Annotated in this window: 20 protein-coding genes; 16 read left to right on the top strand and 4 right to left on the bottom strand. The window is 68.3% G+C overall.

What is annotated here, in order from left to right:
- Nucleotides 1–6: 6 nt before the first annotated feature.
- The 3 genes from Q9R39_RS19175 to Q9R39_RS19165 all read left to right on the top strand — a co-directional run bounded on the left by Q9R39_RS19175 (nt 7) and on the right by Q9R39_RS19165 (nt 3168).
- A complete protein-coding gene (locus Q9R39_RS19175; RefSeq protein ID WP_058250823.1) occupies nt 7–657 on the top strand; it encodes a vitamin K epoxide reductase family protein in 651 nt (216 codons plus the stop codon).
- 56 nt (nt 658–713) lie between these two features.
- Entirely contained in the window at nt 714–1415 is a 702-nt protein-coding gene (locus tag Q9R39_RS19170; RefSeq protein WP_068971913.1) for a TetR/AcrR family transcriptional regulator, read from the top strand.
- 169 nt (nt 1416–1584) lie between these two features.
- Complete coding sequence (locus Q9R39_RS19165; protein WP_078112130.1) at nt 1585–3168, top strand: cation:proton antiporter family protein; 1584 nt, start codon at nt 1585–1587, stop codon at nt 3166–3168.
- Between the two features lie 34 nt (nt 3169–3202).
- Here the strand turns inward: Q9R39_RS19165 and Q9R39_RS19160 are convergent, their stop codons facing one another.
- A complete protein-coding gene (locus Q9R39_RS19160; protein ID WP_065630919.1) occupies nt 3203–3775 on the bottom strand; it encodes a GNAT family N-acetyltransferase in 573 nt (190 codons plus the stop codon).
- Between the two features lie 102 nt (nt 3776–3877).
- Between Q9R39_RS19160 and mfd the strand changes: the two genes are divergently transcribed.
- Together mfd and Q9R39_RS19150 are read left to right on the top strand one after the other, a co-directional pair.
- Nucleotides 3878–7456: a transcription-repair coupling factor gene (gene mfd / locus Q9R39_RS19155; protein WP_058250819.1), complete on the top strand. Its 3579-nt coding sequence runs from the start codon at nt 3878–3880 to the stop codon at nt 7454–7456.
- A gap of 139 nt (nt 7457–7595) precedes the next feature.
- Nucleotides 7596–8504 carry a MazG family protein gene (locus tag Q9R39_RS19150; protein WP_058250818.1) on the top strand — a complete coding sequence of 303 codons (909 nt, stop codon included), beginning with the start codon at nt 7596–7598 and terminating at the stop codon, nt 8502–8504.
- Nucleotides 8505–8598: 94 nt separating this feature from the next.
- Here Q9R39_RS19150 and Q9R39_RS19145 read toward each other — a convergent pair whose 3' ends face one another.
- The 3 genes from Q9R39_RS19145 to Q9R39_RS19135 are packed head-to-tail and all read right to left on the bottom strand — an operon-like array spanning nt 8599 to nt 12168.
- Complete coding sequence (locus Q9R39_RS19145; RefSeq protein WP_058250817.1) at nt 8599–9936, bottom strand: amidohydrolase family protein; 1338 nt, start codon at nt 9934–9936, stop codon at nt 8599–8601.
- Nucleotides 9933–10946: an isopenicillin N synthase family oxygenase gene (locus Q9R39_RS19140; protein ID WP_058250816.1), complete on the bottom strand. Its 1014-nt coding sequence runs from the start codon at nt 10944–10946 to the stop codon at nt 9933–9935. Before Q9R39_RS19140 ends, Q9R39_RS19145 begins: the two co-directional genes overlap by 4 nt.
- Before the next feature lie 40 nt (nt 10947–10986).
- Nucleotides 10987–12168 carry a hypothetical protein gene (locus tag Q9R39_RS19135; RefSeq protein ID WP_058250815.1) on the bottom strand — a complete coding sequence of 394 codons (1182 nt, stop codon included), beginning with the start codon at nt 12166–12168 and terminating at the stop codon, nt 10987–10989.
- A gap of 299 nt (nt 12169–12467) precedes the next feature.
- On the opposite strand from Q9R39_RS19135, the gene Q9R39_RS19130 reads away from it, so the two are divergent.
- The 11 genes from Q9R39_RS19130 (at nt 12468) to eno (ending at nt 24669) form a co-directional block, all read left to right on the top strand.
- Complete coding sequence (locus Q9R39_RS19130) at nt 12468–13247, top strand: ABC transporter ATP-binding protein (RefSeq protein ID WP_058250814.1); 780 nt, start codon at nt 12468–12470, stop codon at nt 13245–13247.
- On the top strand, nt 13244–14131 hold the full coding sequence (locus tag Q9R39_RS19125; protein WP_078112125.1) for an ABC transporter permease: 888 nt from the start codon (nt 13244–13246) through the stop codon (nt 14129–14131). The genes Q9R39_RS19130 and Q9R39_RS19125 overlap by 4 nt, the downstream gene beginning before the upstream one ends.
- Nucleotides 14132–14182: 51 nt before the next feature.
- The gene (locus Q9R39_RS19120) at nt 14183–15214 is read left to right on the top strand and encodes an isopenicillin N synthase family oxygenase (RefSeq protein WP_058250813.1); all 1032 of its coding nucleotides are present in this window, start codon (nt 14183–14185) and stop codon (nt 15212–15214) included.
- 34 nt (nt 15215–15248) lie between these two features.
- Entirely contained in the window at nt 15249–15899 is a 651-nt protein-coding gene (locus tag Q9R39_RS19115) for a GntR family transcriptional regulator (RefSeq protein ID WP_058250812.1), read from the top strand.
- 145 nt (nt 15900–16044) lie between these two features.
- Nucleotides 16045–17451 (top strand): sulfatase, encoded by a 1407-nt coding sequence (locus Q9R39_RS19110; protein WP_058250811.1) that lies wholly within the window; start codon nt 16045–16047, stop codon nt 17449–17451.
- Between the two features lie 140 nt (nt 17452–17591).
- On the top strand, nt 17592–18401 hold the full coding sequence (locus Q9R39_RS19105; RefSeq protein ID WP_265965527.1) for a trehalose 2-sulfotransferase: 810 nt from the start codon (nt 17592–17594) through the stop codon (nt 18399–18401).
- The gene (cysD, locus tag Q9R39_RS19100) at nt 18398–19387 is read left to right on the top strand and encodes a sulfate adenylyltransferase subunit CysD (protein WP_396275694.1); all 990 of its coding nucleotides are present in this window, start codon (nt 18398–18400) and stop codon (nt 19385–19387) included. Before Q9R39_RS19105 ends, cysD begins: the two co-directional genes overlap by 4 nt.
- A complete protein-coding gene (cysC, locus tag Q9R39_RS19095) occupies nt 19387–21309 on the top strand; it encodes an adenylyl-sulfate kinase (protein WP_311277981.1) in 1923 nt (640 codons plus the stop codon). The genes cysD and cysC overlap by 1 nt, the downstream gene beginning before the upstream one ends.
- On the top strand, nt 21306–22235 hold the full coding sequence (locus tag Q9R39_RS19090; protein WP_388028858.1) for a formylglycine-generating enzyme family protein: 930 nt from the start codon (nt 21306–21308) through the stop codon (nt 22233–22235). Before cysC ends, Q9R39_RS19090 begins: the two co-directional genes overlap by 4 nt.
- A 177-nt stretch (nt 22236–22412) precedes the next feature.
- Complete coding sequence (locus tag Q9R39_RS19085; RefSeq protein ID WP_058250808.1) at nt 22413–23201, top strand: lytic transglycosylase domain-containing protein; 789 nt, start codon at nt 22413–22415, stop codon at nt 23199–23201.
- Nucleotides 23202–23385: 184 nt separating this feature from the next.
- Complete coding sequence (gene eno / locus Q9R39_RS19080; protein ID WP_058250807.1) at nt 23386–24669, top strand: phosphopyruvate hydratase; 1284 nt, start codon at nt 23386–23388, stop codon at nt 24667–24669.
- Nucleotides 24670–24671: the final 2 nt, after the last annotated feature.

The following is a 24671-nucleotide window of genomic DNA, read 5'->3' as shown; positions in this document are numbered from 1 at the left end:
GGATGGGTGAGTGAGACTGCGCTGACCAGCTCGGAGGTCGGACCCGACGACGATCGGGCCCACCTGGCCGAGGCCGTGCGTTCCTGGACGCGCATCGTCGCCTGGGTGCTGAGTGTCGGCGGGGCCATCGGCTTCGTCGCGGCGTTCGTGCTGACCGTGGAACGATTCGAACTGGCCGCCGACCCCGAGTACGTGCCGTCCTGCAACTTCAATCCGGTGCTGAGCTGCGGTTCGGTGATGGCGCAGCCGCAGGCGGCGCTCTTCGGTTTCCCCAACCCGCTGCTCGGGATCGCCGGTTTCGCGGTCGCGATCACCACCGGGATGGCCTTGCTGGCCGGGGCGCGCCTCGCCGGCTGGTACTGGGCGGGGCTACAGGTCGGGGTCACCGCGGCGATGGTCTTCATCGGGTGGCTGGTCTATTCGAGCCTCTATTCGATCGGGGCGCTGTGTCCCTACTGCATGGTCGTCTGGGCGGTCACACTGCCGATCTTCGTCCTGGTCAGCGTGCGCAACGCGCACGCGAGCGGGCTCACCTCGCGGTCCCGTGTCGCGCTCGCCCTGGCCCGCAACCACGCGCCCATCCTCGTCGCGGCGGTCGGCCTCGTGATCGTGCTGATCGCGGTGCGATTCTGGTCGTACTGGTCCAGCCTGTACTGAACCCGACCTCGCGCGACCGCTCGGAATCTCCCGAGATGCACCACTACGCTGGGCCCATGGCTATCGGGCGTCCATCGGAGGGTTCGGCGGAGGTGCAGCGCGCGCCGCGGGCGCGGATGACCGGCGCGCAACGGCGATTGCAGCTCATCGAGGTGGCGCGCGGACTGTTCGCCGAACGAGGTTTCGAGGGCACGTCGATCGAAGAGATCGCGCAGCGTGCCGGTGTCTCGAAACCGATCGTCTACGAGCACTTCGGCGGCAAAGAAGGTCTGTACGCGGTGGTCGTCGACCGTGAGATGGAGACCCTGCTGGAGATGGTGACCTCGTCGCTGTCGAAGAACCGCTCGCTCTATCGCATCCAGCAGGTCGCACTCGCGCTGCTGACGTACATGGAGGAGCGCACCGACGGCTTCCGCATCCTGGTCCGCGGCGACAGCACCGCGAGCACGGACGAGACGGCGACCTACTCGAGTCTCCTGAACGACGCGATCAGTCAGGTCGAGCACATCCTGGCCGGGGACTTCGAACGACGCGGCTTCGATCCCGCCCTCGCACCGCTCTACGCCCAGGCGCTCGTCGGGATGGTGTCGGTGACGGCGCAGTGGTGGCTCGACGTCCGCGAACCGTCGAAGGAGGTCGTGGCGGCACACCTGGTCAACCTGTGCTGGAACGGGCTCACCCGACTCGAACCCGATCCCGAACTCGTCGGGCCCGACTACGTCGAATCGCGCAAGCGGACCACCGTCGACGACGCCTGACCGGGGGCCGCTCGCGTCCCGGCCCACACCCGACCCGAGGTGCACGGCAGTGTGCCCCAACCGCGTCTATTGTTGATTCACTCTGCGTCCCCCGGCCGGAAGGATCAACCGATGTCGACCCCGCACGGCGCCGGCCGGCCGGCCATCACATCCCGCTGAGGCGCCGCGCGTGGAGACCGTCGGCATCTACCTGGTCGTCATCTTCGCGTGCGGGTTCCTCGCACGTGTGGCCCGCCTGCCGACCCTCGTCGGCTACCTCGCAGCCGGGTTCATCCTGCACGCACCGGGAATCGACGAACTGCCGATCATCGACACGATGGCCGAACTGGGCGTCACGATCCTGCTGTTCACGATCGGGCTCAAGCTCGACGTGCGGATGCTGCTCCGGCGCGAGGTCGTCATCACCACGGCGGCGAACCTGCTCGTCATCCTCGGTCTCACAATGGGTTTCCTCGGCGTCCTGGGTGCCATCGGGGTGCGGCTGCTCGCCGGTGAGGGCTGGGAGACGGTGGCGCTGTTGGGATTTGCGCTGTCCTTCTCGAGCACGGTGTTCGTCGTCCAGGTACTCGACGAGCGGTCGGAGTCGCATTCCCTCTACGGCCGGATCGCCATCGGCGTCCTCGTGCTGCAGGACATCGTCGCCGTCGTCTATCTGACCGCCATGCAGGGCGAGCCGCCGAGCCCCTGGGCGCTGGCCCTGGTGTTGCTGATCCCCGGCGCGTGGATCGTCCGGCGGTTGTGGAACACCCTCGGCCACGGCGAGTTGCAGACGTTGTTCGGGATCGTCATGGCGCTCGTGCCCGGCTATTGGTTCTTCGAATCCGTGGGTGTCAAGGGCGACTTCGGCGCGATGATCATCGGCGTCCTCCTCGCTTCGCACCCGCGTGCGGGGGAGTTGTCGCGGACGTTGTTCGGTTTGCGTGAGCTGCTGTTGGTCGGTTTCTTCGTGTCGATCGGCCTGCACGTCACACCGACGACCGAGACCGTGCTGCTCGGCCTGCTCCTGCTCATCCTGCTGCCGCTCGAGGGAGCGGTGTACACGCTGGTCCTGTCGCTGTTCGGCCTGCGTCGCCGGACGTCGATCCTCACCGGACTCGCCTTGGCCAACTTCTCGGAATTCGGGCTCATCGTGATCGCGACCGGTGTGGGGGCAGGCATCATCGGCGAGGACTGGCTGGTGGTGACGTCGGTCGCGGTGGCGGGGAGCTTCGTGTTCTCCACCCTCGTCAATCGACGCGGCACGGGCCTGGTGACCCGGCTGTCGGCGTTCGTCCCGACCACGGCCGCCGCCCGGGCGCACCCCGACGACGCGCCGATCGTGCTGGCGCCGGCGCGCGTACTCGTCCTCGGGATGGGTCGCGTCGGCCACTCGGTCTACGACCGGCTGGTCGACGAATACGGCCTGCCCGTGATCGGCGTGGAGAACGACCCGCTCAAGGCGAGCGAACTGGCCCAGCAGGGTGTCCGGGTACTCGACGCCGACGCCACCGAGACCGACTTCTGGGACCGGGCCGTCGGCGTCGGCGAGCTCGAACTGCTCGTCCTGGCCATGCCCTTCCACGGCTCGAATCTCGTGGCTCTCGAACGCATCGAGGAGCTCGGCGTCACCGGGACCATCGCCGTCGTCGCGCAGTACGACGACGAACGCGACGAGTTACTCCAGCGAGGGGCCGACGTGGCTTTCCACATCTACGAGGGCACCGGCGTCGGACTGGCCGACGCGGCCGCCGAGGCCGCAGGTCTGGAACGCTGAGCGACGGTTCACCCCGACCTGGTGGCCAGGCCGGTCAGCTGCCCGCGCCGGAAGCGTCGTCGCCGCTCCAGAGGTCCTTCTGCATGTAGACGCAGTCGATCCACTGCTCGGCCTTGTGACCGATGGCGCGCAGGCGACCCACCTCGTCGAATCCGAACCGCCGGTGCAGTGCGATCGAGCCCTCACCCCCGGTCGCGGCGATGACCGCGACGATCTGGCGGACGTTGTCCGGGTCGGCGCGGGCGAGCAGCGCGGACATCAACGCGGTGCCGATCCCGCGCCCCCCGTGACCGGGCCGCACGTAGATCGAGTCCTCGGTCGACAGGTCGTACGCGGGCATCGTCCGGAACGTCCCCAGGTAGGCGTATCCGACGACGCGCTCGACCCCGTCGTCGACCGCGCGGGCCACCACGAACGGCCGTCCCGCAGCGGTGATCGCGGCGTGCTTGGCATGCCACTGCGAGACCGACGGAACCAGGTAGTCGAAGGTCGCGACGGTGTGCTGCACGTAGTGCGCGTAGATGTCCGCGACGGCCTCGCAATCGTCGATCGTCGCGTCGGACACGCGGATCAGGGGCGAGGTCGCGCCGGAGGTGCGGTCGCTCATGCCGATGAGAGTAGGGCAGGGGCGCCGACGGCGAGAACTTCGTCGGGACGAGTCCGCCGACCGGGCAGGGCGGGCCGATCGGCGACCCATACAATCGACGGAGTGTCGACGCTGTCTGCCCTGTCCGGTCTGGCCACACTCGCGTGTGCGGACAAGTCCTTCCGCGAGGTGCACAAGCACCGCGACGAGCGCCGACTGGACATCACCGCGCCGGATGCCGCGCGCCCCTTCCTCGTCTCGTGCCTGGTCACCGATGCGCAGGCGCCGCTGTTGGTCGTGTCGGCCAACGGCCGCGAGGCCGACGATCTGACGGCCGAGCTGGGCGAACTCCTCGACGACGCCGGGGCCGTCGCACAGTTCCCGTCCTGGGAGACGCTGCCGCACGAGCGGCTCTCCCCGAGTGCGGACACCGTCGGACAGCGACTGGCCGTGCTGCACCGCCTGGCGAACCCCGGCGACACCCCGCTGCGGGTCGTCGTGACCACTGTTCGCTCGCTCGTCCAGCCGATGGCACCGGGCCTCGCCGACGTCGCCACGGTGACCCTGCGTGAGGGCATCGAGGTCGACTTCGACGCACTGCTGTCCCAGTTGGTCGAGATGGCCTATGAGCGCGTCGACATGGTCGGCCGACGCGGCGAGTTCGCGGTACGCGGCGGCATCCTCGACGTCTTTCCGACGACCGCCGATCATCCGGTGCGCGTGGAGTTCTGGGGCGACGAGATCACCGAGATGCGTGCATTCTCGGTGGCCGACCAGCGCAGCCAGCCCGAGGTCGAGACCAGCGAGGTGCGGATTCACCCGTGCCGTGAACTGCTCCTGACCGAGAAGGTCCGTGCGCGGGCCGCCGATCTCGCGGCCGCCGATCCGGGCGACACGACCATGACCGAGATGTTGGGAAAACTCGCCGAGGGCATCCCGGTGGAGGGGATGGAGGCGCTGATCCCCGCGCTCGTCGACGGCGACATGCAGTTGCTGACCGAGGTGATCCCCGACGGCACCCGGGTCCTCATCCTCGACCCGGAGAAGGTGCGGACCCGGGCCTCGGATCTGTCGAAGACGGGTGCGGAATTCCTTGAGGCATCGTGGACGGCGGCGGCCATGGGCGCCTCGGCGCCGATCGACGGCCGGTCGTCGGAGAGCCTCGGCATCGATCTGCAGGCCAGCGCGTACCGGTCTCTCGACGAGGTGCGGAAGGCGACGCTCGCCGCGGGCCGGCCCTGGTGGACCCTGAGTCCACTCGCGACCGGCAGCGGTGACGAACTCGAACTGGACCTGGCTCCCGGCCCGGCGCCACGGGGCGACGACCGCGAGATCGCGGCGACGTTCGCGCAGTTGCGCGCCCACGTCTCCGACGGCAAGACGGCGGCGATCGTGGTGGCGGGCAAGGGCACCGCACAGCGTGTCGGCGAACGACTGTCCGACGCCGAGGTGCCCTACGTGCTCGCCGAACCCGGGCATCGGCCGCAGCCCGGCGAGGTGACCGTCTTCTGCGCGCCGCTGCGTGCCGGGATCGTCTGTCCCGACGCGGGTCTCGTGGTGGTCGCCGAGGCCGACCTCACCGGCACACGGGTCGCGAACGTCCGGGACGGCCGCCGGCTGCCGGCCAAGCGGCGCAACCAGGTCGACCCGCTCGCCCTGGCCGCCGGCGACCTGGTGGTGCACGACCAGCACGGCATCGGTCGGTTCGTCGAGATGATCGAGCGGACCGTCTCGGGTGCCCGGCGCGAGTACCTCGTCCTGGAGTACGCCTCGAGCAAACGCGGCCAGCCGGCCGATCGGTTGTATGTCCCGATGGACGCACTCGACCAGCTCTCGCGGTACGTCGGCGGCGAACAACCGTCGCTGTCGAAACTCGGCGGGTCGGACTGGCAGAACACGAAACGCAAGGCGCGCAAGGCTGTTCGCGAGATCGCCGGCGAGCTCGTACAACTCTATGCCGCCCGCCACGCAGCGCCCGGACATGCGTTCGGTCCCGACACCCCGTGGCAGCAGGAGATGGAAGACGCCTTCGACTTCACCGAGACCGTGGATCAGCTCACGGTCATCGCCGAGGTCAAGGCCGACATGGAACGTGCGGTGCCGATGGACCGCGTCGTCGTCGGCGACGTCGGTTACGGCAAGACCGAGATCGCCGTCCGTGCCGCCTTCAAGGCCGTCCAGGACGGCAAGCAGGTCGCGGTCCTGGTCCCGACGACGATTCTCGCGCAACAACATCTGCAGACCTTCACCGAACGGATGAGCGGCTTCCCGGTGCGCGTGCGCGGCCTGTCGCGTTTCACCGATGCCAAGGAGTCACGCGAGATCGCCGAGGCGATGTCGAAGGGCGAGGTCGACGTCGTCATCGGTACCCACCGACTGTTGCAGACCGGGATCGTATGGAAAGACCTCGGACTCGTGATCGTCGACGAGGAGCAGCGGTTCGGTGTGGAACACAAGGAACACATCAAGTCGCTGCGCACCCATGTCGACGTGCTGACGATGTCGGCCACCCCGATCCCGCGCACGCTGGAGATGTCGATGGCCGGGATCCGCGAGATGTCGACGATCCTGACCCCGCCCGAGGAACGGCACCCGGTGCTCACCTACGTCGGTGCCTACGCGCCCAAGCAGGTCGCCGCCGCCATCCGCCGCGAGCTGTTGCGTGACGGCCAGGTCTTCTACGTGCACAACCGGGTGTCGACCATCGACAAGATGGCCAAGGACATCGCGGCGATGGTCCCGGAGGCGAGAGTTGTTGTCGCACATGGGCAGATGGGCGAGGATCAGCTCGAGCGCACAGTGTCGGGATTCTGGAATCGTGAGTACGACGTGCTGGTCTGTACGACGATCATCGAGACCGGTCTGGACATCTCGAACGCCAACACCCTGATCGTCGACCGCGCCGAGAACCTCGGCCTCTCGCAGCTACATCAGCTGCGCGGTCGCGTCGGTCGCAGCCGCGAGCGTGGATACGCCTACCTGCTCTACAGCCCCGACCGGCCGCTGACCGAGACCGCCTACGACCGGCTGGCGACAATCGCGCAGAACAACGAGCTCGGCGCGGGAATGGCGGTGGCGCTGAAGGATCTCGAGTTGCGCGGCGCCGGAAACGTGTTGGGCGCCGAGCAGTCCGGGCACGTCGCGGGCGTCGGCTTCGATCTCTACGTCCGGCTGGTCGGCGAGGCGGTGGAGGCCTACCGCGCGGCCGCGGACGGTAAGCCCGTCGAATCCCGGGAGACGGGCGAGGTGCGCATCGACCTTCCCGTCGATGCGCACATCCCGGTCGAGTACGTCGATTCCGACCGCCTGCGTCTCGAGGCGTACCGCAAGCTCGCGTCGGCGACCGACGACGCCGCGGTCGACTCGGTCCTCGTCGAACTCAACGACCGCTACGGCCCACCGCCGGTGGAGACCACGCGGCTGGCGTCCATCGCCCGGCTGCGCTTGCGATGCCGGGAGCGGGGGATCACCGAGATCGGTCTCGCCGGACAGGGAATGAAGATCTCACCGCTGTCGCTGCTCGACAGCGAGCAGGTGCGTCTTCGTCGCCTGTACTCGTCGGCCACCTACCGGGCGACGACGTCGGTGGTCACGCTGCCCATCCCGCGCACCGGAGGCGTGGGGTCGGCGCGCCTGCGCGACGACGAGCTGATCGAGTATCTGACGACCTTCCTCACCCAACTCCGGCCGGACCCTTCGTGACGCGCCCTCCGCAAGCTCCGGGCGCTCCTCAGGGAGCGGGGGTAGCGCGCCCTCCGCAAGCTCCGGGCGCTCCTCAGGGAGCGGGGGTAGCGCGCCCTCCGCAGGCTCCGGGCGCTCCTCAGGGAAGGGCGTACGACGAATGACGGTGGTGCTGCTGGACCCGGCACGGCCGGATCTGATCCCCATTCAGGCACGCTCATGTCTCGCCGGGCCGGTGCAGGTCACCGAGGACGTGCCCGCGGCGATGCTGTGGGAGTTCGACCACGTCGAACCCGTCTTCGACGACGCACCCGTTGATCCGGCATCGGTGCTCGTCAGTACCGATCCCGAACATCCGCTGGTGCAGGCGCGAATCGCGCGCGGGGAAGACGTCATCGCGGCGCAGACGGTTTCCGGCATGGCGCTTCTCGAGTCCGTGGCGTTGATGGACACATTGCGTCGGAACGGCCCGTGGGAGAGCACGCAGACGCACCACTCGTTGCGGCGTTACCTGCTCGAAGAGGTCTATGAGTTGCTCGACGCCATCGAGGCCGGTGACCCCGTGGAGCTCTGTGAGGAACTCGGCGACCTCCTGCTACAGGTGCTGTTCCACGCGCGCATCGCCGCCGACGACCCGGAGTCGCCGTTCGACATCGACGACGTCGCACGGAGTTTCACGTCGAAGGTGACCGGCCGGACCCCGGGCGTGCTGTCCGGCGCCCACTCGGATCTGGAGACCCAGATCCGGGAATGGGAGGAACGCAAGGCGGCCGAGAAGCGCCGCGGCTCGGTGTTCGACGGCGTCGCCACGACCCAGCCCGCTCTCGCCCTGGTGCAGAAGGTCCTCGAACGGCTCACCGCGGCCGGTTATCCCGTCGACACCATCCCCGCGGAGACCCTGACCGTCACGGTCGTCGCCGGCGGCGACAGCGTCGAGGCGCAGGCGCGGGACCGAGCGCTCGCGTTGATGGCCGACGTGCGCGCGGCAGAAGCGCGTGCGGCCGAGCGAGGCATCACCCTCGACTCGCCCGAGGCGTGGTCGGCCGTACTGGGCGAGAACCCGGCCTGATCATCAAGCGGCGCAGTTGTCGCGTTTCGTTGCGATCCGCGCAACGAAACGCGACCACTGTCGCGGGGTGTGGGGAGATGAACCGGATCGAGGCTCAGACGGACAGTGCGGCCAGCTGTTTCGTGAACCCCCCTTCGTCGATTCGCGTGTGGCGTCCGTCCGCGACGACGATCTCGCCACCCACCATCACCGTGTCGACGATGGACCGTGATCCGGTGGTGAGCAGCGACGCGCCGGGATCCCGGACGGGGAGGGTGGCGTAGTCGCGATCGAACCGCACCAGGGTGAGGTCCGCGGGCGACCCGACCGTCACGCCGCCGGTCACCGGCGACAGACCGAGCGCGGAGTTGGCGCCGCCGCAGGCGATGTCGAGCATCTGGGGGAACCCGAGCAGGTCCGCACGCCGGTGGACGGCACGTTGCAGGTAAGCGGCGATGCGCAGCGTCGCCAGCATGTCCTGGGTGTCGTTGCTGGCGGCGCCGTCCACGCCCAGCCCGACCGCCAGGCCGCGCTCCAGCATCGCCGGGATCGGGGCCACCCCGCTGCCGAGACGCATGTTCGACAATGGATTGTGCGACACCGCCACCTTCCGGGCGGCGAGGGTGCGCTGGCCGGCGTCGTCGAGCTCGACGCAGTGGACGGCGAGCACGCGGTCCCACAGGAAGCCGTTGCGGTCGAGGTGGTCGACGGCCCCGAAGCCGGTGTGCTGCCGGCACATCTGCTCGTCGGTGCCGGTCTCGAGCAGGTGGATGGAGACCGGCAGTCCACGTTCCTGCGCGAAGTCGCGGATCGTCCGCATCCCGGCGTCGGTGACCGAGCGCGGATTGGGTACCGCCAGGGCCATCGAGATCGCTGACCCGGCAACCTCGTTGCGGAGATGGTCGACGTGGTCGAGGACTTCGCCGAGGGGTTGCATCAGCCGCGGTTCGAACCCCCACTTGCGGCTCGGGTCGGTGCGGTCGGCGACCCCGCGGCCGAGGATCGCCCGGATTCCGGTGTCGCGCAGTGCCCGCACGACGGCGTCATGGATCTCGTGCGACGGGTGCGGCCACATGTGTTCGACCACGGTCGTCGTGCCCGATCGCAACAGTTCGAGGCAGGCCGAGACGGCGGCGAGGTAGGCCCGCTCGGGTGTGATCGCCACCGATTCCTCGCCCACGGCCAGCAACCATTCGAGCAACGGTGTGCATTCGGCGATTCCCCGCATGAGCGACTGCTGGAGGTGCGTGTGGGTGTTGACGAACCCGGGGATGACGTAACCGTTACCGGTTCCACCGCCCGGACGGGCGGTGGGTGCGATCGCGGTGACGATCCCGTCGACGACATGGACGTCGTGATGGGCTTTCCACTGCCCGGCCGTGTAGACGGTGACGTCGCGAAAGGCCGGGGCCGCCGCGGTGACGGCGGCCCCGGGCAATGATGTGTCGGTCACTTCGCGAAGTTCGCGGCGATGCGCTGGGCGAGGTAGTCGGCGGCGGTGATCGGCGGGTAGGTGCCGCCCGCGCTCTCGATCAGCACGTCGGAGTTCGCCTGGGCGAAAAACGCGAGCGTGTAGCGCGGACCGGTGTACTCGCCCCGTCGGGGAGCCCGGACCCGATGGAAGTTCGACGGCAGTCGGTCGTCGGACCAGCGCATCAGCATGTCGCCGATGTTGCAGGTGATGGCGTCGTCGGACGGCTCGACCGACGTCCAGGCCTGACCGTCGGCCTCGGCTCCCGGTAGCACCTGCAGGCCTCCCTGACCGGACCGCTGGAACAGCAGGGTCAGTGCGTCGAAGTCGGTGTGTGCGCCGGCGCGCCAACTGTTCTCGGAGTCGATCAGTTCGTCGGGGAACGCGTAGTAGTGCAGCAGCCGCAGGGTGCTCTGGTAGGTGTCCGCCGTCGGGTCGTGCGCCCGGGTGAAGAAGTCGCGGTCGAGACCCAGACGCTGGGCGAAACAGCTGAGCAGGGTCATGGCCACCGACCAGCACCGGTGCTCGAAATCCTCGATGGTGGAGCGGAATCCGGCGAGCTCGCGCTCACTCGGCCACAGTCCGTCCATGCGGGGCCGGGTGAACTGGTAGGACTCCTTCTGGTCCGGTGTGCCGATCGACGGGCGTACCTGGGTGCGGTACTCCCAGCCCGCGTTCTGGCCCTTCTTGAGCGGATACTGCTCCTTGATCGAACGGGGGAGCGCGAAGAACCGGGCGGACATCTCGAACGCGTGGTCCACCGCGGCCAGGTCGATGCCGTGGTCGATCACCTGGAAGAAGCCGATGTCGGTTGCGGCCGACCAGAGTTGGTCGGCGATCTCGTCGCGGCGGTTGTCCAGATCGGCCAGACTGATCCGGCGGATCTCGCGGTCGGTGGTCTCGGTTCCCAGCCCGCCCATCCGGCGTTCCCGGTCGAGCTCGGCCAGGCCGGCCGAGGCGGCCGGCGATGGGGGTGTGGTGGTCTCGGTCATCGTGTGTCTCTCTGTGGTCGGGGAAGACGTGGGCGTCGGGTCAGCGGATCTGTTCATCGATGAACTGGGTCGTGAACAGCTGGTCGGCGGGCAATGCGGCCGGCAGGTCGGCGCCTCCGCCGTTCAGGATCGGCACGAGGTCGTTGATCACGTTCTGCGCCTTCACCATGTCGTAGCTGCCGTAGACACCGTCCGCGCCCGGGGCGATGACCGCGCGATCCTTCAGCAAGCCCGCCGAGTACGCCGCCTCGCCGGCTGAATACGGGGTGAAGGAGACGTCCTGGGACACCCAGTCGACGATGGTGGCGTTGACCGCGTCGGGCGAGGCCACGTAGTCCTTACCGGTCTGCTGGATCATCGGGACCAGCTTCTCCAGACACGGCGACATCTCATCGACGTCACCGGCGCGGACCGAGACGTTCGACGCGTAGACGTCGTACCCGGCGTCCTTGACCATCGCGTAGGCGACCGGCTTGTTCCACGACGGGGTCTCGTTCTCGTAGGTGTAGGGCTCGGAGTTGGCGAACCCCTGCTGGGTGATCGACGGGTCGCCGACGAAACGTGCCGGGGCGCCGTCGTAACTGGTGTCGAGCTGATCCTGCTGCAGCAGCCCCTTCGCGACCAGCCACTGCGGGAAGATCTGATCCTTCGACACCACCACGCTGGCGTCGGATCGGCCGATGTCGGCGATCGTCTTCACGTCCGGGTGGGTTGCGGGGTCCCACATGATGATCGAGGGGTTGTACTGCAGCAGGGGCGTCACACCGACCACGCGTTGGTCCTTGGCGGCGGAGATCATCTGGTCGCCGTGGACGAGACCGAGGTGGATGGAGTCGTCGGAGTACATGGCCGAGGGCACCGACTGGAATCCGATGGCCGGGCCGCCGGCGCGCAGCGTGATGTCGACGCCGGTGTCCATGCCGTCGAAGACGAGCGGCCCGGAGACCGACTTGTTGTCGGTGTCGACGGTGTACCCGGGTCCGAGAAGTCCGATGACCCCGGCCATGTCCGACTGCGGTTGCCACTGCAGTTGAACCACCACGTTGTCGGGGCAGGTTCCGGCGAGGGTGGATTCGGCCGGCGCCGAGGGGAGGCTCGACGACGCGGTGTCGTCGGACCCGGAACTCGAGCAGCCGGCGAGAACCGCTGCGCAGATCGTCGCCGCCGTGGCGGCCACGGCCAGACGCGACGTGCGGAGGCGGGACGGTGGGTGAGGGGTCATGGGATCTCCTGGACTGATGCCGTTCATTCGCGACACATTCGCGATCTACATGTGAAAGCTAGGTGGACGTTCAGGATTGCGCCAGCCGAGAACGGTGGTGTCTCGAACGTGTCGAATTCGGCCGTAGATGTGCATTGAACTGGACTTACGGGTCGAAATGCGCGATGTGAGGGGCCCGGTCCGCCGCGGCTGGTGACGCAGTGTTTACACGCGGTCATCAACCTGAAATACATGTAACCAATCATCTAGTTGCAGTAAGAGTGCAACAGTTACATGTAGACAGCACAGGGGAAGGCCGGATGGAACTCTACGACACGGTGAGGGATGTGGATGCGCGTCATCTCACCAAAGATGTGGTCGCGTCCGTCTCCGGGGTGACGAAGCGATTCGAGTCCGGGACCCAGGCGCTGGACCGGGTGGACCTCGACGTGCGCGCCGGCGACTTCATGGCCGTCGTCGGACCGTCGGGTTGTGGTAAGTCGACCCTGCTCCGGATGGCCGCCGGTCTCGAGAAGCCCACGGAGGGAAGCGTGGCACTGTCCACGGAGTCGGTCGGGTTCATCTTCCAGGAACCGACCCTCCTCGCCTGGCGCAGTGTGCGGGGCAATGTCGAACTCTGCGCCGAGATCGCCCGGCTGCCGCGGGGTGAACGACGACGCCGGGCGCAGGCCGCCATCGACGCGGTCGGTCTCACCGGGTTCGAGTCGCAATTGCCGCGCATGCTGTCCGGTGGCATGAAGATGCGTGCCTCGCTGGCCCGCGCGTTGACCTCCGAGCCCGAATTGTTGCTCCTCGACGAGCCTTTCGGCGCTCTCGACGAGATGACCCGGCTCGACATGCAATCCGAGCTGCAACGGCTCTACGCCGAACGCCGGTTCACCGCGATGTTCATCACGCATTCGGTGTCCGAAGCGGTCTTCCTCGCCAACCGGGTGATCGTGATGTCCGCACGCCCCGGGCGGATCGTCGCCGACATCGGCATCGACTTCGCTCACCCACGCCACCCGGATCTGCGCTACGACAGCCGTTTCACCGACCACGTCGCCGAGATCTCCGAGACCCTCCGAGGTGCACGATGACCACCGCCGCCCGATCTCGTCCCGCCGCCGGCGAGCACCACGGACCGGTCTCCGCGCCGCAGCCCGAACCCTCACGCGGCGAACGGTCGTCGCGGAAGAGTGGCGCCCGCCGTGTCACGGCAGCCGTGCTGAGGTACGGAGCACCCCCGGTCCTCTCCCTCGCCGTGGGAATCGCCGCCTGGTACGCGGTCAGCTATCTCATCCTCACTCCGGAACGGCGTTTCCTGCTCCCGCCGCCACACAGCGTGCTGACCGAGTCGCTGCTGGACCCGGACAGCGTCGGCCCCATGCTCGACGCCCTGTGGGTCACCGCGAAGGTCTGTCTCGTGGGTTTCGCCTTCGCCGCGCTGATCGGGGTCGCCATCGGCGTCCTGATGAGCCGGGGGTCCTTCCTCGAACGTGCGATCTACCCCTGGGCCGTTGTGCTGCAGGTGATCCCGGTGCTCGCGATCGTTCCGCTGATCGGACTCTGGTTCGGCTACGGGATGGTCGCCCGCACGATCGTGTGCGTGATCATCGCGATCTTCCCCATCATCGCCAACACGCATTTCGGGCTCGTCTCGGTCGACAAGTCCTCACAGGAGCTGTTCACCCTGTCGAAGGCCTCACCGGTGCAACGCCTGCTGATGCTCGAGTTCCCGTCGGCGCTCCCGTCGATGATGACCGGCTTCCGGACGGCCTCGGGGCTGGTCGTGGTGGGCGCCATCATCGGTGACATGTTCTTCGCCAAGGGCGAACCCGGTATCGGGACCCTGCTCGACATCTACCGGGCTCGCCTGCAGTCCGACGACCTCATCGCGGCGATCGTCCTGGCCTCGGTGTTCGGCATCCTCGTCTTCGGCGCCTTCAGCATTCTCAACGCAGCCGTGAACCGTCGTCGCTGAGGCCATCTCCGCGCTCGCAACCACCTCGACCCGAACCCATCCGGAGGATTCATGTTCACCGTTCCCACCATCGACATCTCGCCCTACCTCGACCCGGAGAGCTCGGCCGCGGCCCGCGACGGCGTGGCGCGCGCCCTCGACGACGCCTGCAGCGCAGTCGGTTTCGTCCAGATCGTCGGTCACGGCATCGCACCGGCCGTCATCGATGCCCTGACCGCGGCGCTCGACGAGTTCTACGCGCTGCCCCTCGAGGTGAAGAAGCAATACGCCCGCCCGGGGCAGAATCGTGGCTACAGCCCGCCGAAAAGTGAGTCGCTGAGCATGAGTCTGGGTGTGGCCGCGGCGAATCAGATGAACGACTTCTACGAGGCGTTCACCGTCGGCTCGGAGGGTTCCTGGTTCCCGGGCCTCGACCTGCCGGCGTCCAGCTACCCGACGAACACGTGGCCGGACGCGGCGCCGGGATTCCGCCCGGCCGTCGAATCCTGGTTCGACGCGGCGCGGGGCCTCTCACGAGTTCTGCTCACCGCCTTCACCGATGCGCTCGGTCTGCCGCCCGGGTACTTCGACGGGATGACCGATCACTCCATCGACGCGCTGAAGCTCAACAACTACACCCTCCCCGAAGGCGAGATCGAACTCGCCGGGGAGCTGACCGGGATGGGTGCGCACACCGACTTCGGCATCCTCACCGTGCTCTGGGCCGACCAGGTGCCCGGGCTCCAGGTGCTCGATCACGAGGGGCGGTGGCACGACGTGGCACCCGCCGACGGCGCGCTGCTGGTCAACCTCGGCGACGCCATGGCGCGGTGGACGAACGACCGGTGGCGATCGACTGTCCACCGCGTCGACCCGCCCGTCGTCGACGGCCGGATCCTGCGTCGTCGATCGGCAGCGTTCTTCTTCGACGGCAACGCCGATGCCGTCATCGAGACGCTGCCCGGGTGCGCGCGTACCGACCACCCGGGATATCCGCCGATCACCGTCGCCGAGAACATCGATGCGAAGCTCGCCGGGATGAAGAGCGGAATCGCACCCGTCGGCGCCGAGCGCGAGGCGCAGCGCGTGATGGCCGCGGGATGAGGTCGGGGCATCGGCCTTCTACGCTGGGACGATCATGACGGGAAACGGAGACGACGGCGCGCTGCTCATGCAGTCGGTCCTGCGCCGGATACGCGACGAGATCTTCGACGGCACGCTCGAACCCGGTGCGTCGCTCTCGGTTCCCGGTCTGGCCGCCCGACTGGACGTGTCCCGCAGCCCGGTGCGCGAGGCGGTCCAACAACTCGTCATGGACGGGCTGGCGGTCTACACGCCTCGTGTCGGTGCGAAGGTGGCTGTCCTCGACGACGAGATGCTGCGGCACGTCTTCGAGGTCCGCGAGGTCCTCGACGGACTCGCCGCGCGCCAGGCCACCATCCGGGTGACCCGTGCCGAGCTGACCGGGCTCTGGGATCGGGTTCGTGAGCAGGAACGTCTGCTGGAGACCGAGCCCGATCACCGACGCGACGCCGAACTCGATCTCGACTTCCACACCGCGGTCCGGTCGCTGTCGGGAAACGCCCCGCTGTGCGACGCACTGCTGAAGCTCGACACCCAGTCACATCTCTACCGATCCGACATGTGGTCGCACGAGGACAACCGTCGGCACGCCGTGACCGAGCACCGCCGGATAGTCGCGGCACTGGAGGTCGGTGACGCCGACGAAGCGGACCGGGCCGCGCGCGCCCACGCCGCCGGCGTGCTCGTCCGGCTGCTCCGTACCTGATCCGGTGCGCGATCGCCGTGACCCCGGCCACCGGACTTTCGCTCACGCTGATTTGATCTGGTCAGGCGGTGCGGCGGCGGGAGAGAGCGCATCCGCCGCCCCGGGTGGGCCCCGGCAGGGGAATCGTCTGCGCCATCATGGGTGAATGGTCTCTTCACCCGATGCCGCGCGCCGCGACAACGTGATCCTGGTGCACTGGCACGATCTCGGTCGCCATCTGCGGTGTTACGGCGCCGATGGCGTCGAGAGTCCCGTCCTCGACGACCTCGCGGCCGCCGGCATCCGGTTCGCCGACGCACACGCCACGGCGCCGCTGTGCTCACCGGCCCGCGGTTCCCTGTTCACCGGGCGCTATCCGCACGGCAACGGGCTCGTCGGCCTGGCCCACCACGGGTTCGAGTACTTCCCGGACGTGCAGACCCTGCCGGCTCTCCTCGCGGGTGCGGGCTACCGCTCGGCACTCTTCGGGATGCAGCACGAGAGCGCGGACCCCGGCCGGCTCGGTTTCGACTCGGTGGACGTGTCCGACTCGCGCTGCGACTACGTGGTGGACCGGTCTCAGGACTGGTTGCGACGACATGCGCACGACGATCGGCCGTTCTTCCTGACGGCGGGCTTCTTCGAAACGCATCGGCCCTACCCGGTCGACGAGTACAAGCCGGCGGACACCAGCACGATCGCGGTGCCCGGGTTCCTGCCGGACACCGACGACGTGCGCGACGATCTGGCGGGTCTGCACGGCTCGATCACGAAGGCCGACTCGGCCGTGGGCCGGCTCCTCGACACCGTCGCCGAACTCGGTCTCGACGACTCCACCTGGATCGTGTTCGTCACCGATCACGGTCTGGCGTTCCCACGGGCGAAATCGACGCTGTACGCAGAGGGCACCGGGATCGCATTGATCATGCGCCCGCCGTCGCGGCTGGGGATCACGCCGACGGTCTACGACGATCTGTTCTCGGGGGTTGATCTCACGCCGACGCTGCTCGACCTGGTGGGTGTCGACATCCCGGACACGGTCGACGGTGACTCGCACGCCCCCGCGCTGGTGGGAACCGAATGCACGGCCGTTCGCACCGAGGTGTTCACCGAAAAGACCTACCACGATGCCTTCGATCCGATCCGGGCCGTGCGCACCAAGGACTTCAGCTACATCGAGAACTACGCGGCGCGGCCGGCGTTGTTGCTCCCGCTCGACATCGCCGACAGTTTGTCGGCGCGGTCGCTGGATCGGCAAGAGGTGCAACAGGATCGGTTGCGGGTCGAGCTCTACGACCTGCGTTCCGATCCGCATGAGCGCAACAACCTCGCCGACGACCCGTCGTATGCGCATGTCCGGGACGAGCTCGCGCGGGCGTTGGCCGACTGGCGCGAGCGCACCCATGACGACTTGCCCGATGAAGCGGCCGGCACGGCGACGGCGGAGGCCTTCATGGACGCATTCCACGCCAAGGCGGCGCAGGTCGAGGCCGAGGAGGAGGCATTGCCGTCCCGGCGTCCGCTGGGTGCCCGTCGCGAGTTGGCCGGGGACATCACATCGGGCGAGCGCTGAGGGGCGTCGGCACGAAAGCGTCATCTCGGACACGCGATCTCACGACACCCACAGCGCGGTCTCGGTGTCAATGGTTTCGACCCGGCTGCGCGTAAAAGGCCAGCTTGCGGTGCTTTTCCCGCTCGCTAGACTCGTCTTTCATGTCAGCGAAGTCCTCGTCGGGACCGGCAAATTATCTGGTGTGTGCCAGCCAGCGCAGCGGCAGCACGCTGCTGGTGGAGTCGCTCGCCGCGACCGGCGTTGCGGGTCGTCCGGAGGAGTTCTTCCAGTACTTCTCGGATTCCTCGGCGGCTCCGCAGCCGCGTGAATGGTTCGCCGGTGTCAGCGATCCCACCATCCTCGAGCTCCTGGAGCCACTCGATCCCGGGGTGGTGGACACCCGCGATTCGGCCACCTGGCGCTCGGATGTGCGGGCGGCGGGTCGCACGCCGAACGGGGTGTGGGGCGGCAAGCTCATGTGGAACCAGACGCCGCTGCTGATCTCGCGCAGCCGGGTCGCGTCGGGTTCGTTGCGCGGCGCCGTCCGCTGGCTGTTCGGCGGAGCCGATCCGCTCTACGTGCACGTCCATCGAGAAGATGTTGTGCCGCAAGCGGTGTCGATGTGGCGCGCGGTGCAGACCCGCGTGTGGCGGCACGACGGCTCGGACACCGACGAGCACGACGAGGCGGTGTATCACGCCGGCGGTATCGCCCATCTCGCCGGCATCTTGAGCGACCAGGAACGACAGTGGCGCAATTGGTTCGCCGCCGAGGGGATCGAACCTCTCGAGATCGGGTTCCGGGACCTGGTCACCGATCCCACGAAGGCGACCGCACTGGTGCTGGAGAAGATCGGGCAGGACCCGGAGCTGGCGCCGCCGCCACCGCTGAAGCCACAGTCCAATTCACGGTCCAAGGAGTGGGCCCGACGCTATCGAGAAGACGCCGAACGAAACGGATACCCACTGTGACCGCTGTAGACGAGACCTCGCTCGACCGGGCGACCGGCGACCCGGCCCGGCCCGGGGACGCCGACGACTTCGACCACGTGACCGCCATCCGGGTGCTGGAGGCCGAGGCGGTGCACATCATCCGCGAGGTGGTGGCGGAACTGGAGCGGCCGGTGCTGCTGTTCTCCGGCGGCAAGGACTCCATCGTCCTGCTCCGGTTGGCCGAGAAGGCATTTCGGCCCGCGCCCCTGCCCTTCCCGATCATGCACGTCGACACCGGCCACAATTTCGACGAGGTGATCGAATTCCGTGACCGACGGGTCGCGCCGACCGCCGAGAATCCCGAGGGCATCGAACTCATCGTGGCCTCGGTCCAGGAGTCCATCGACTCCGGACGAGTCGCCGAGTCCACCGACCCGTCGGGTTCGCGGAACCGCCTGCAGACCCGCACCCTGCTCGATGCGCTGGAGGAGGGCGGATTCGACGCCGCGTTCGGCGGCGCCCGCCGCGACGAGGAGCGTGCCCGCGCCAAGGAGCGCATCTTCAGCTTCCGCGACGAGTTCGGGCAATGGGATCCCCGCGCCCAGCGACCCGAACCGTGGTCGCTGTACAACGGGCGGATCCGTCGTGGGGAGTCGGTGCGTGTGTTCCCGCTCTCGAACTGGACCGAGACCGACATCTGGCGCTACATCGAGCTCGAGGGCCTCGAGCTGCCCTCCATCTATTTCGCCGCCGAGCGGGAGGTCTTCGACCGGGACGGGATCCTGCTCTCGGTCTCGGAGTACTCACGGCCCCGCGACGGTGAGGAGGTACGGACCGAGTGGGTGCGCTACCGCACCGTCGGTGACCTGACCATCACCGGGGCGGTTCGCTCGCGGGCCACCACGATCGCCGAGATCATCGCCGAGATCAGCGAATCCACCGTCTCCGAACGCGGGGAGACCCGCGCCGACGACCGCACGTCCAGCGCCGCCATGGAAGACCGCAAGCGCGAAGGATACTTCTGATGACTCTCACCTCGCCACAGCCGGTCGTCCCCGCCGGTGACGAAACAAGCACGTCCGCAAGGCAATTCCTGCGGATCGCGACCGCGGGCAGTGTCGACGACGGCAAGTCCACGCTCATCGGCCGGATTCTGCACGACACCGGCAGTCTGCCGACCGATCATCTCGCCGCGGTCACCGACGGCGACGGTGATGTCGACCTGGCCGCCCTCTCCGACGGCTTGCGCGCCGAACGCGAACAGGGCATCACGATCGATGTCGCCTATCGCTTCTTCTCCACGCCCACACGGAGTTACGTCCTCGCCGACACCCCCGGACACGAGCGGTACACCCGCAACATGTTCACCGGGGCGTCGAACGCGCACGTGGCGATCCTGCTCGTCGACGCCCGGCACGGCCTGCTGCGGCAGACCCGACGCCACGCCCGGATCGCAACTCTCGTGGGCGTGCCGCACGTGATCGCGGCGGTCAACAAGATCGACCTCGTCGATTACTCCGAGCACCGTTTCGACGAGATCCGGGCCGACCTCGCCGAACTCGCGGTGCAACTCGGGATCGGGGAGATCCCGGCGATCCCGGTGGCCGCCAAGCACGGGGACAACGTCGTGCACCGCTCGTCGAACACCCCGTGGTACTCCGGGACAACGCTGTTGGAGTACCTCGAGGACGTCGAGCTCCACGCGCCCGCGCCGGTGACCGAGGAACTGCGCCTTCCAATCCAGTGGGTGTCGCGTCCCAGCGAGTCGAACCGGCGCACCTACACCGGCCGGCTCGCCTCCGGAACACTGCGCGTCGGTGACGAGATCGTCGTGCTGCCGTCGGGAAGCCGCTCGACCATCACTGCGCTCGATACCCTCGATCCCACGAGAGACGTTGCGGTGGCGCCTCTCTCGGTGGGAATCCAGGTCGCCGACGACATCGACATCGGTCGCGGCGACGTCATCGTGAGCGGTGCGGACGGAGCGCATGTACCGGTCCTGGCCCGCGAGATCGATGCGCACGTGTGCTGGTTGTCGAACTCGCCGCTGCGGGCCGGTGACCGCGTCGCCCTCAAGCACGGCCCGTCGACGGTCCGCGCCACCGTCCAGTCCCTCGAGCGGCGCCTCGACCCGGACACCCTCATCGAGCACGTCGCCCCCGGTGAGCTCGTGCTCAACGACATCGGCACCGTCACGCTGCGGACGTCGTCGGTGGTGCCGGCCGACCCCTATGCGAGCAACCGCGACACCGGCGCGTTCATCCTCATCGACGAGGCCTCGAACGACACGGTCGGCGCGGGGACGATCCTCGAGCCGCGCGAGGTCATCCCGGGTAAGGCGACGCGCAACGACATCAAGTGGCATCCGAGTTCGCTGGCGCGTGCGGAACGATGGGCGCACACCCGGCAGCGCGGAGCGACGGTGTGGCTCACCGGTCTACCGGCGTCGGGCAAGTCCACCGTCGCCGTCGCGCTCGAGCGGGCCGTCGTCAGCCGCGGGCGCGTCGCCTACCTCCTCGACGGCGACAACATCCGGCACGGGATCTCCGACGACCTCGGCTTCTCCGCCGGTGACCGCGCGGAGAACATCCGCCGTGTCGGCCACGTGGCCCGACTCTTCGCCGACGCCGGGGTCATCGCGATCGCGTCGATGGTCTCGCCGCTGCGTTCCGACCGGGAGATCGCGCGTGAACTGCACCGCGCCGCCGACCTCGACTTCATCGAGGTCCACGTCTCCACGCCGGTCACCGAATGCGAACGCCGCGACCCCAAGGGCCTCTACGAACGAGCGCGTCGCGGCGAACTCCGCGGGCTGACCGGTATCGATGCGCCCTACGAGAGTCCGGAGAGCCCCGATCTGCGATTCGACACCACCGGCGCGGACATCGACCGGCTGGCGTCGCTCATCCTCGGTGCGCTGATGGATCGCGGCATCATGGCGGGGTGAGTTGCTGTCATCCCCCGGGACCCGCGCACGGCGGCCCGGGTGCGCCGTTCCCGCCGGCCGAGCACGCCGGTGGCGGTCCCGGAGTGCACCCGATCGAGACGGTGGACATCCCGGCCGGGGGCTTCGCCATGGGGGACGCGTTCGACGAGGGGTACCGCACCGACGGTGAGCGACCGGTGCACGAGGTCGAGCTCGGTGCGTACTCGATCGACGCGACGACGGTGACCAACGCCGCGTTCGCCACGTTCGTCGCGGCGACCGGACACCAGACCGATGCCGAGCGATTCGGCGGTTCCGCGGTGTTCCACACCTACGCCACCGCGCCGGGCAAACCCGTGCCGGGAACACCGTGGTGGCTCGCGGTCGAAGGTGCGTCGTGGCGCCACCCGGCGGGTCCCGGCAGCCGGGTCGACGATCTGGCCGACCACCCCGTCGTCCACGTCAGCCACCGCGACGCGCAGGCCTATTGCGCCTGGGCCGGACGTGTCCTGCCCACCGAAGCGCAGTGGGAGTACGCGGCGCGGGGTGGGTTGCGCGGCCGACGATATCCGTGGGGGGACGCGGAGCCGACCCCGGAAGAGCCCCGCTGCAACATCTTTCGCGGCGAGTTCCCGGATGCGCCGACCGCCCGGGTCGGCACCGTGCCCGTGCGGGACTTCGAGCCCAACGGCTTCGGCCTGTACCAGTGCGCCGGCAACGTCTGGGAATGGTGCGCCGACACGTTCAGCGCCCGGTACTACCGCGTGTCCGACCGCAGCAACCCGCTGGGGCCGGGCCGGGGAAGCGCTCGCGTCCTGAGGGGCGGCAGCCATCTCTGCCACGACTCGTACTGTCATCGCTACCGGGTCGCTGCGCGATCGCACAACACGCCGGAGTCGACGGCGAGCAACATCGGGTTCCGGACCGTCGGTCCCGCGGCCGGCTGACATCCATCCGGCCGACAACCCGTCCACACGTCGCTGGGAACCGAACTCCGCCGTGGTCAGTTGGATCAGCAGACTGTGTGTCGATTTCCGGGAGACCCGATCGGCTGTGCGATCGTGGTTCCCCTCGGGCGGTGTCCGCCCGAAAGTCGTCGGACCGGAGAGGGGAGTAGGGCAGGAATGCGTGTGGAGGGCCGGGATGCGGCGCGTCGGGAGTCGAGGCGGCCGAACCCGTGGAGGAACGGCCTCATGGCCTCGGCCGTGGCGGTCGCGTCGTCGGTGCTGCTGGCCGGCTGCATCGACCTGCCGTCGCTGACCAGGCCGGACATCCCGGAGGGCATCCCGCCGGGGGCGGGCGTGCCCCAGCCCTACATCGACATCAACGCACCCGGGCGTACCGCGGACAGGATGCACGACTGGGCCGTGCCCATCGCGGAGTCCACCGGTATCCCGGTCGTCTCGCTCCAGGCCTACGGCAACGCCGCCGAGATCCAGCGCCAGCAACACCCCGAGTGCGGACTGAACTGGACCACGCTGGCGGGGATCGCCGGCGTCGAGAGCAAACACGGCCACTACCGCGGCTCCGACGTGGCCGACAACGGCGACGTCAACCCGCCCATCCGGGGCGTCAAACTCGACGGCACCCGCGGCAACATGGAGATCCTCGACACCGACGGCGGCGCACTCGACGGCGACGCCACCCACGATCGAGCGATGGGGCCGTTCCAGTTCATCCCGGAGACGTGGAAGCGCTACGGCGTCGACGCCAACGGTGACGGCGTCCCCGACCCCGACAACATCGACGACGCCGCCCTCTCGGCGGCCCGCTATCTGTGTGTCTCCGCCGGCAACGACATGACGACGCCGGAAGGGTGGGAGAAGGCCGTCCGGACCTACAACAACTCGATGGCCTACGTCCTCGACGTGCGCGATCACGCCAACGCCTACTCGATCAACGTCCGCTTCTGAACCCTGCCGGGAAGGCCTTCTGCGCTTGCGTCGACCTTGTCACGTGCGGCTTCGGCGCAGCCACTAGGCTCTTGCCTATCGGCCGGCACCAGACCCGGCCGTCGTCGGCGTAGGCGGCCCCGTCGGAGGACACATCTCCTGGGATCACGCCGACGAACTCGTCCACCGAGATTGGGGTGCAACCGTGGCAATCATCGAGCAGGTAGGTGCGCGTGAGATTCTCGATTCGCGGGGCAACCCGACGGTCGAGGTCGAGGTCGTCCTGGATGACGGCACCTTCACCCGGGCCGCCGTGCCGTCCGGGGCGTCGACCGGCGAACACGAGGCCGTCGAACTGCGCGACGGTGGCGACCGGTACCTGGGCAAGGGCGTCACCAAGGCCGTCGAGGGTGTCCTCGGGGAACTGGCCCCGGCCGTGATCGGGATCGAGGCCGAGGAACAGCGCCTCGTCGACCAGGCACTGCTCGACTGCGACGGCACCCCCGACAAGAGCCGTATCGGCGCCAACGCGCTGCTCGGTGTCTCGCTCGCGGTCGCCAAGGGCGCGGCCGAATCGGCCGGGCTGCCGCTGTTCCGTTACATCGGCGGACCCAACGCCCACATCCTGCCGGTGCCGATGATGAACATCATCAACGGTGGCGAGCACGCCGACAACGGCATCGACTTCCAGGAATTCATGATCGCCCCGGTCGGCGCGCCGACCTTCAAGGAGGCGCTGCGGTGCGGTGCCGAGGTCTACCACGCCCTCAAGGGCGTCCTGAGCAAGCAGGGCATGAGCACCGCACTCGGCGACGAGGGTGGCTTCGCCCCCGACCTGCCCAACACCGAGGCGGCCATCGCGGTCATCGGTGAGGCGGTCGGCAAGGCCGGCTACAACTTCGGCCGCGACGTCGTCATCGCGCTCGACGCCGCAGCGACCGAGTTCTTCTCGAACGGTGCCTACAAGCTCGAGGGCAAGGAACTCGGCGCCGACGAGATGGTGTCGTTCTACGAGAAGCTCATCAGCGACTTCCCGATCGTCTCGATCGAGGACGGTCTGTCCGAGGACGACTGGGACGGCTGGGCCAAGCTGACCGAGTCGATCGGCGACCGGGTGCAGCTCGTCGGTGACGACCTGTTCGTCACCAACCCCGAGCGTCTCGAGGAGGGGATCTCCAAGGGCATCGCCAACGCGCTGCTCGTGAAGGTGAACCAGATCGGCACCCTGACCGAGACCCTCGACGCCGTCGCACTCGCGCACAACAACGGCTACAAGACGATGATGAGTCATCGGTCCGGTGAGACCGAGGACACCACCATCGCCGACCTCGCCGTCGCCTGCAGCTGTGGACAGATCAAGACCGGCGCTCCGGCCCGCTCCGAGCGCGTCGCCAAGTACAACCAGCTGCTGCGGATCGAGGAAGGACTCGGCGACGCGGCACGGTACGCGGGCGACCTCGCCTTCCCGCGTTTCTCGTTTGGTTCGTGATT

The organism is Gordonia sp. AC31 (genome assembly GCF_031844505.1).
Taxonomy (GTDB): domain Bacteria; phylum Actinomycetota; class Actinomycetes; order Mycobacteriales; family Mycobacteriaceae; genus Gordonia; species Gordonia hongkongensis.
This window is presented reverse-complemented; position numbering and strand designations above follow the sequence as displayed.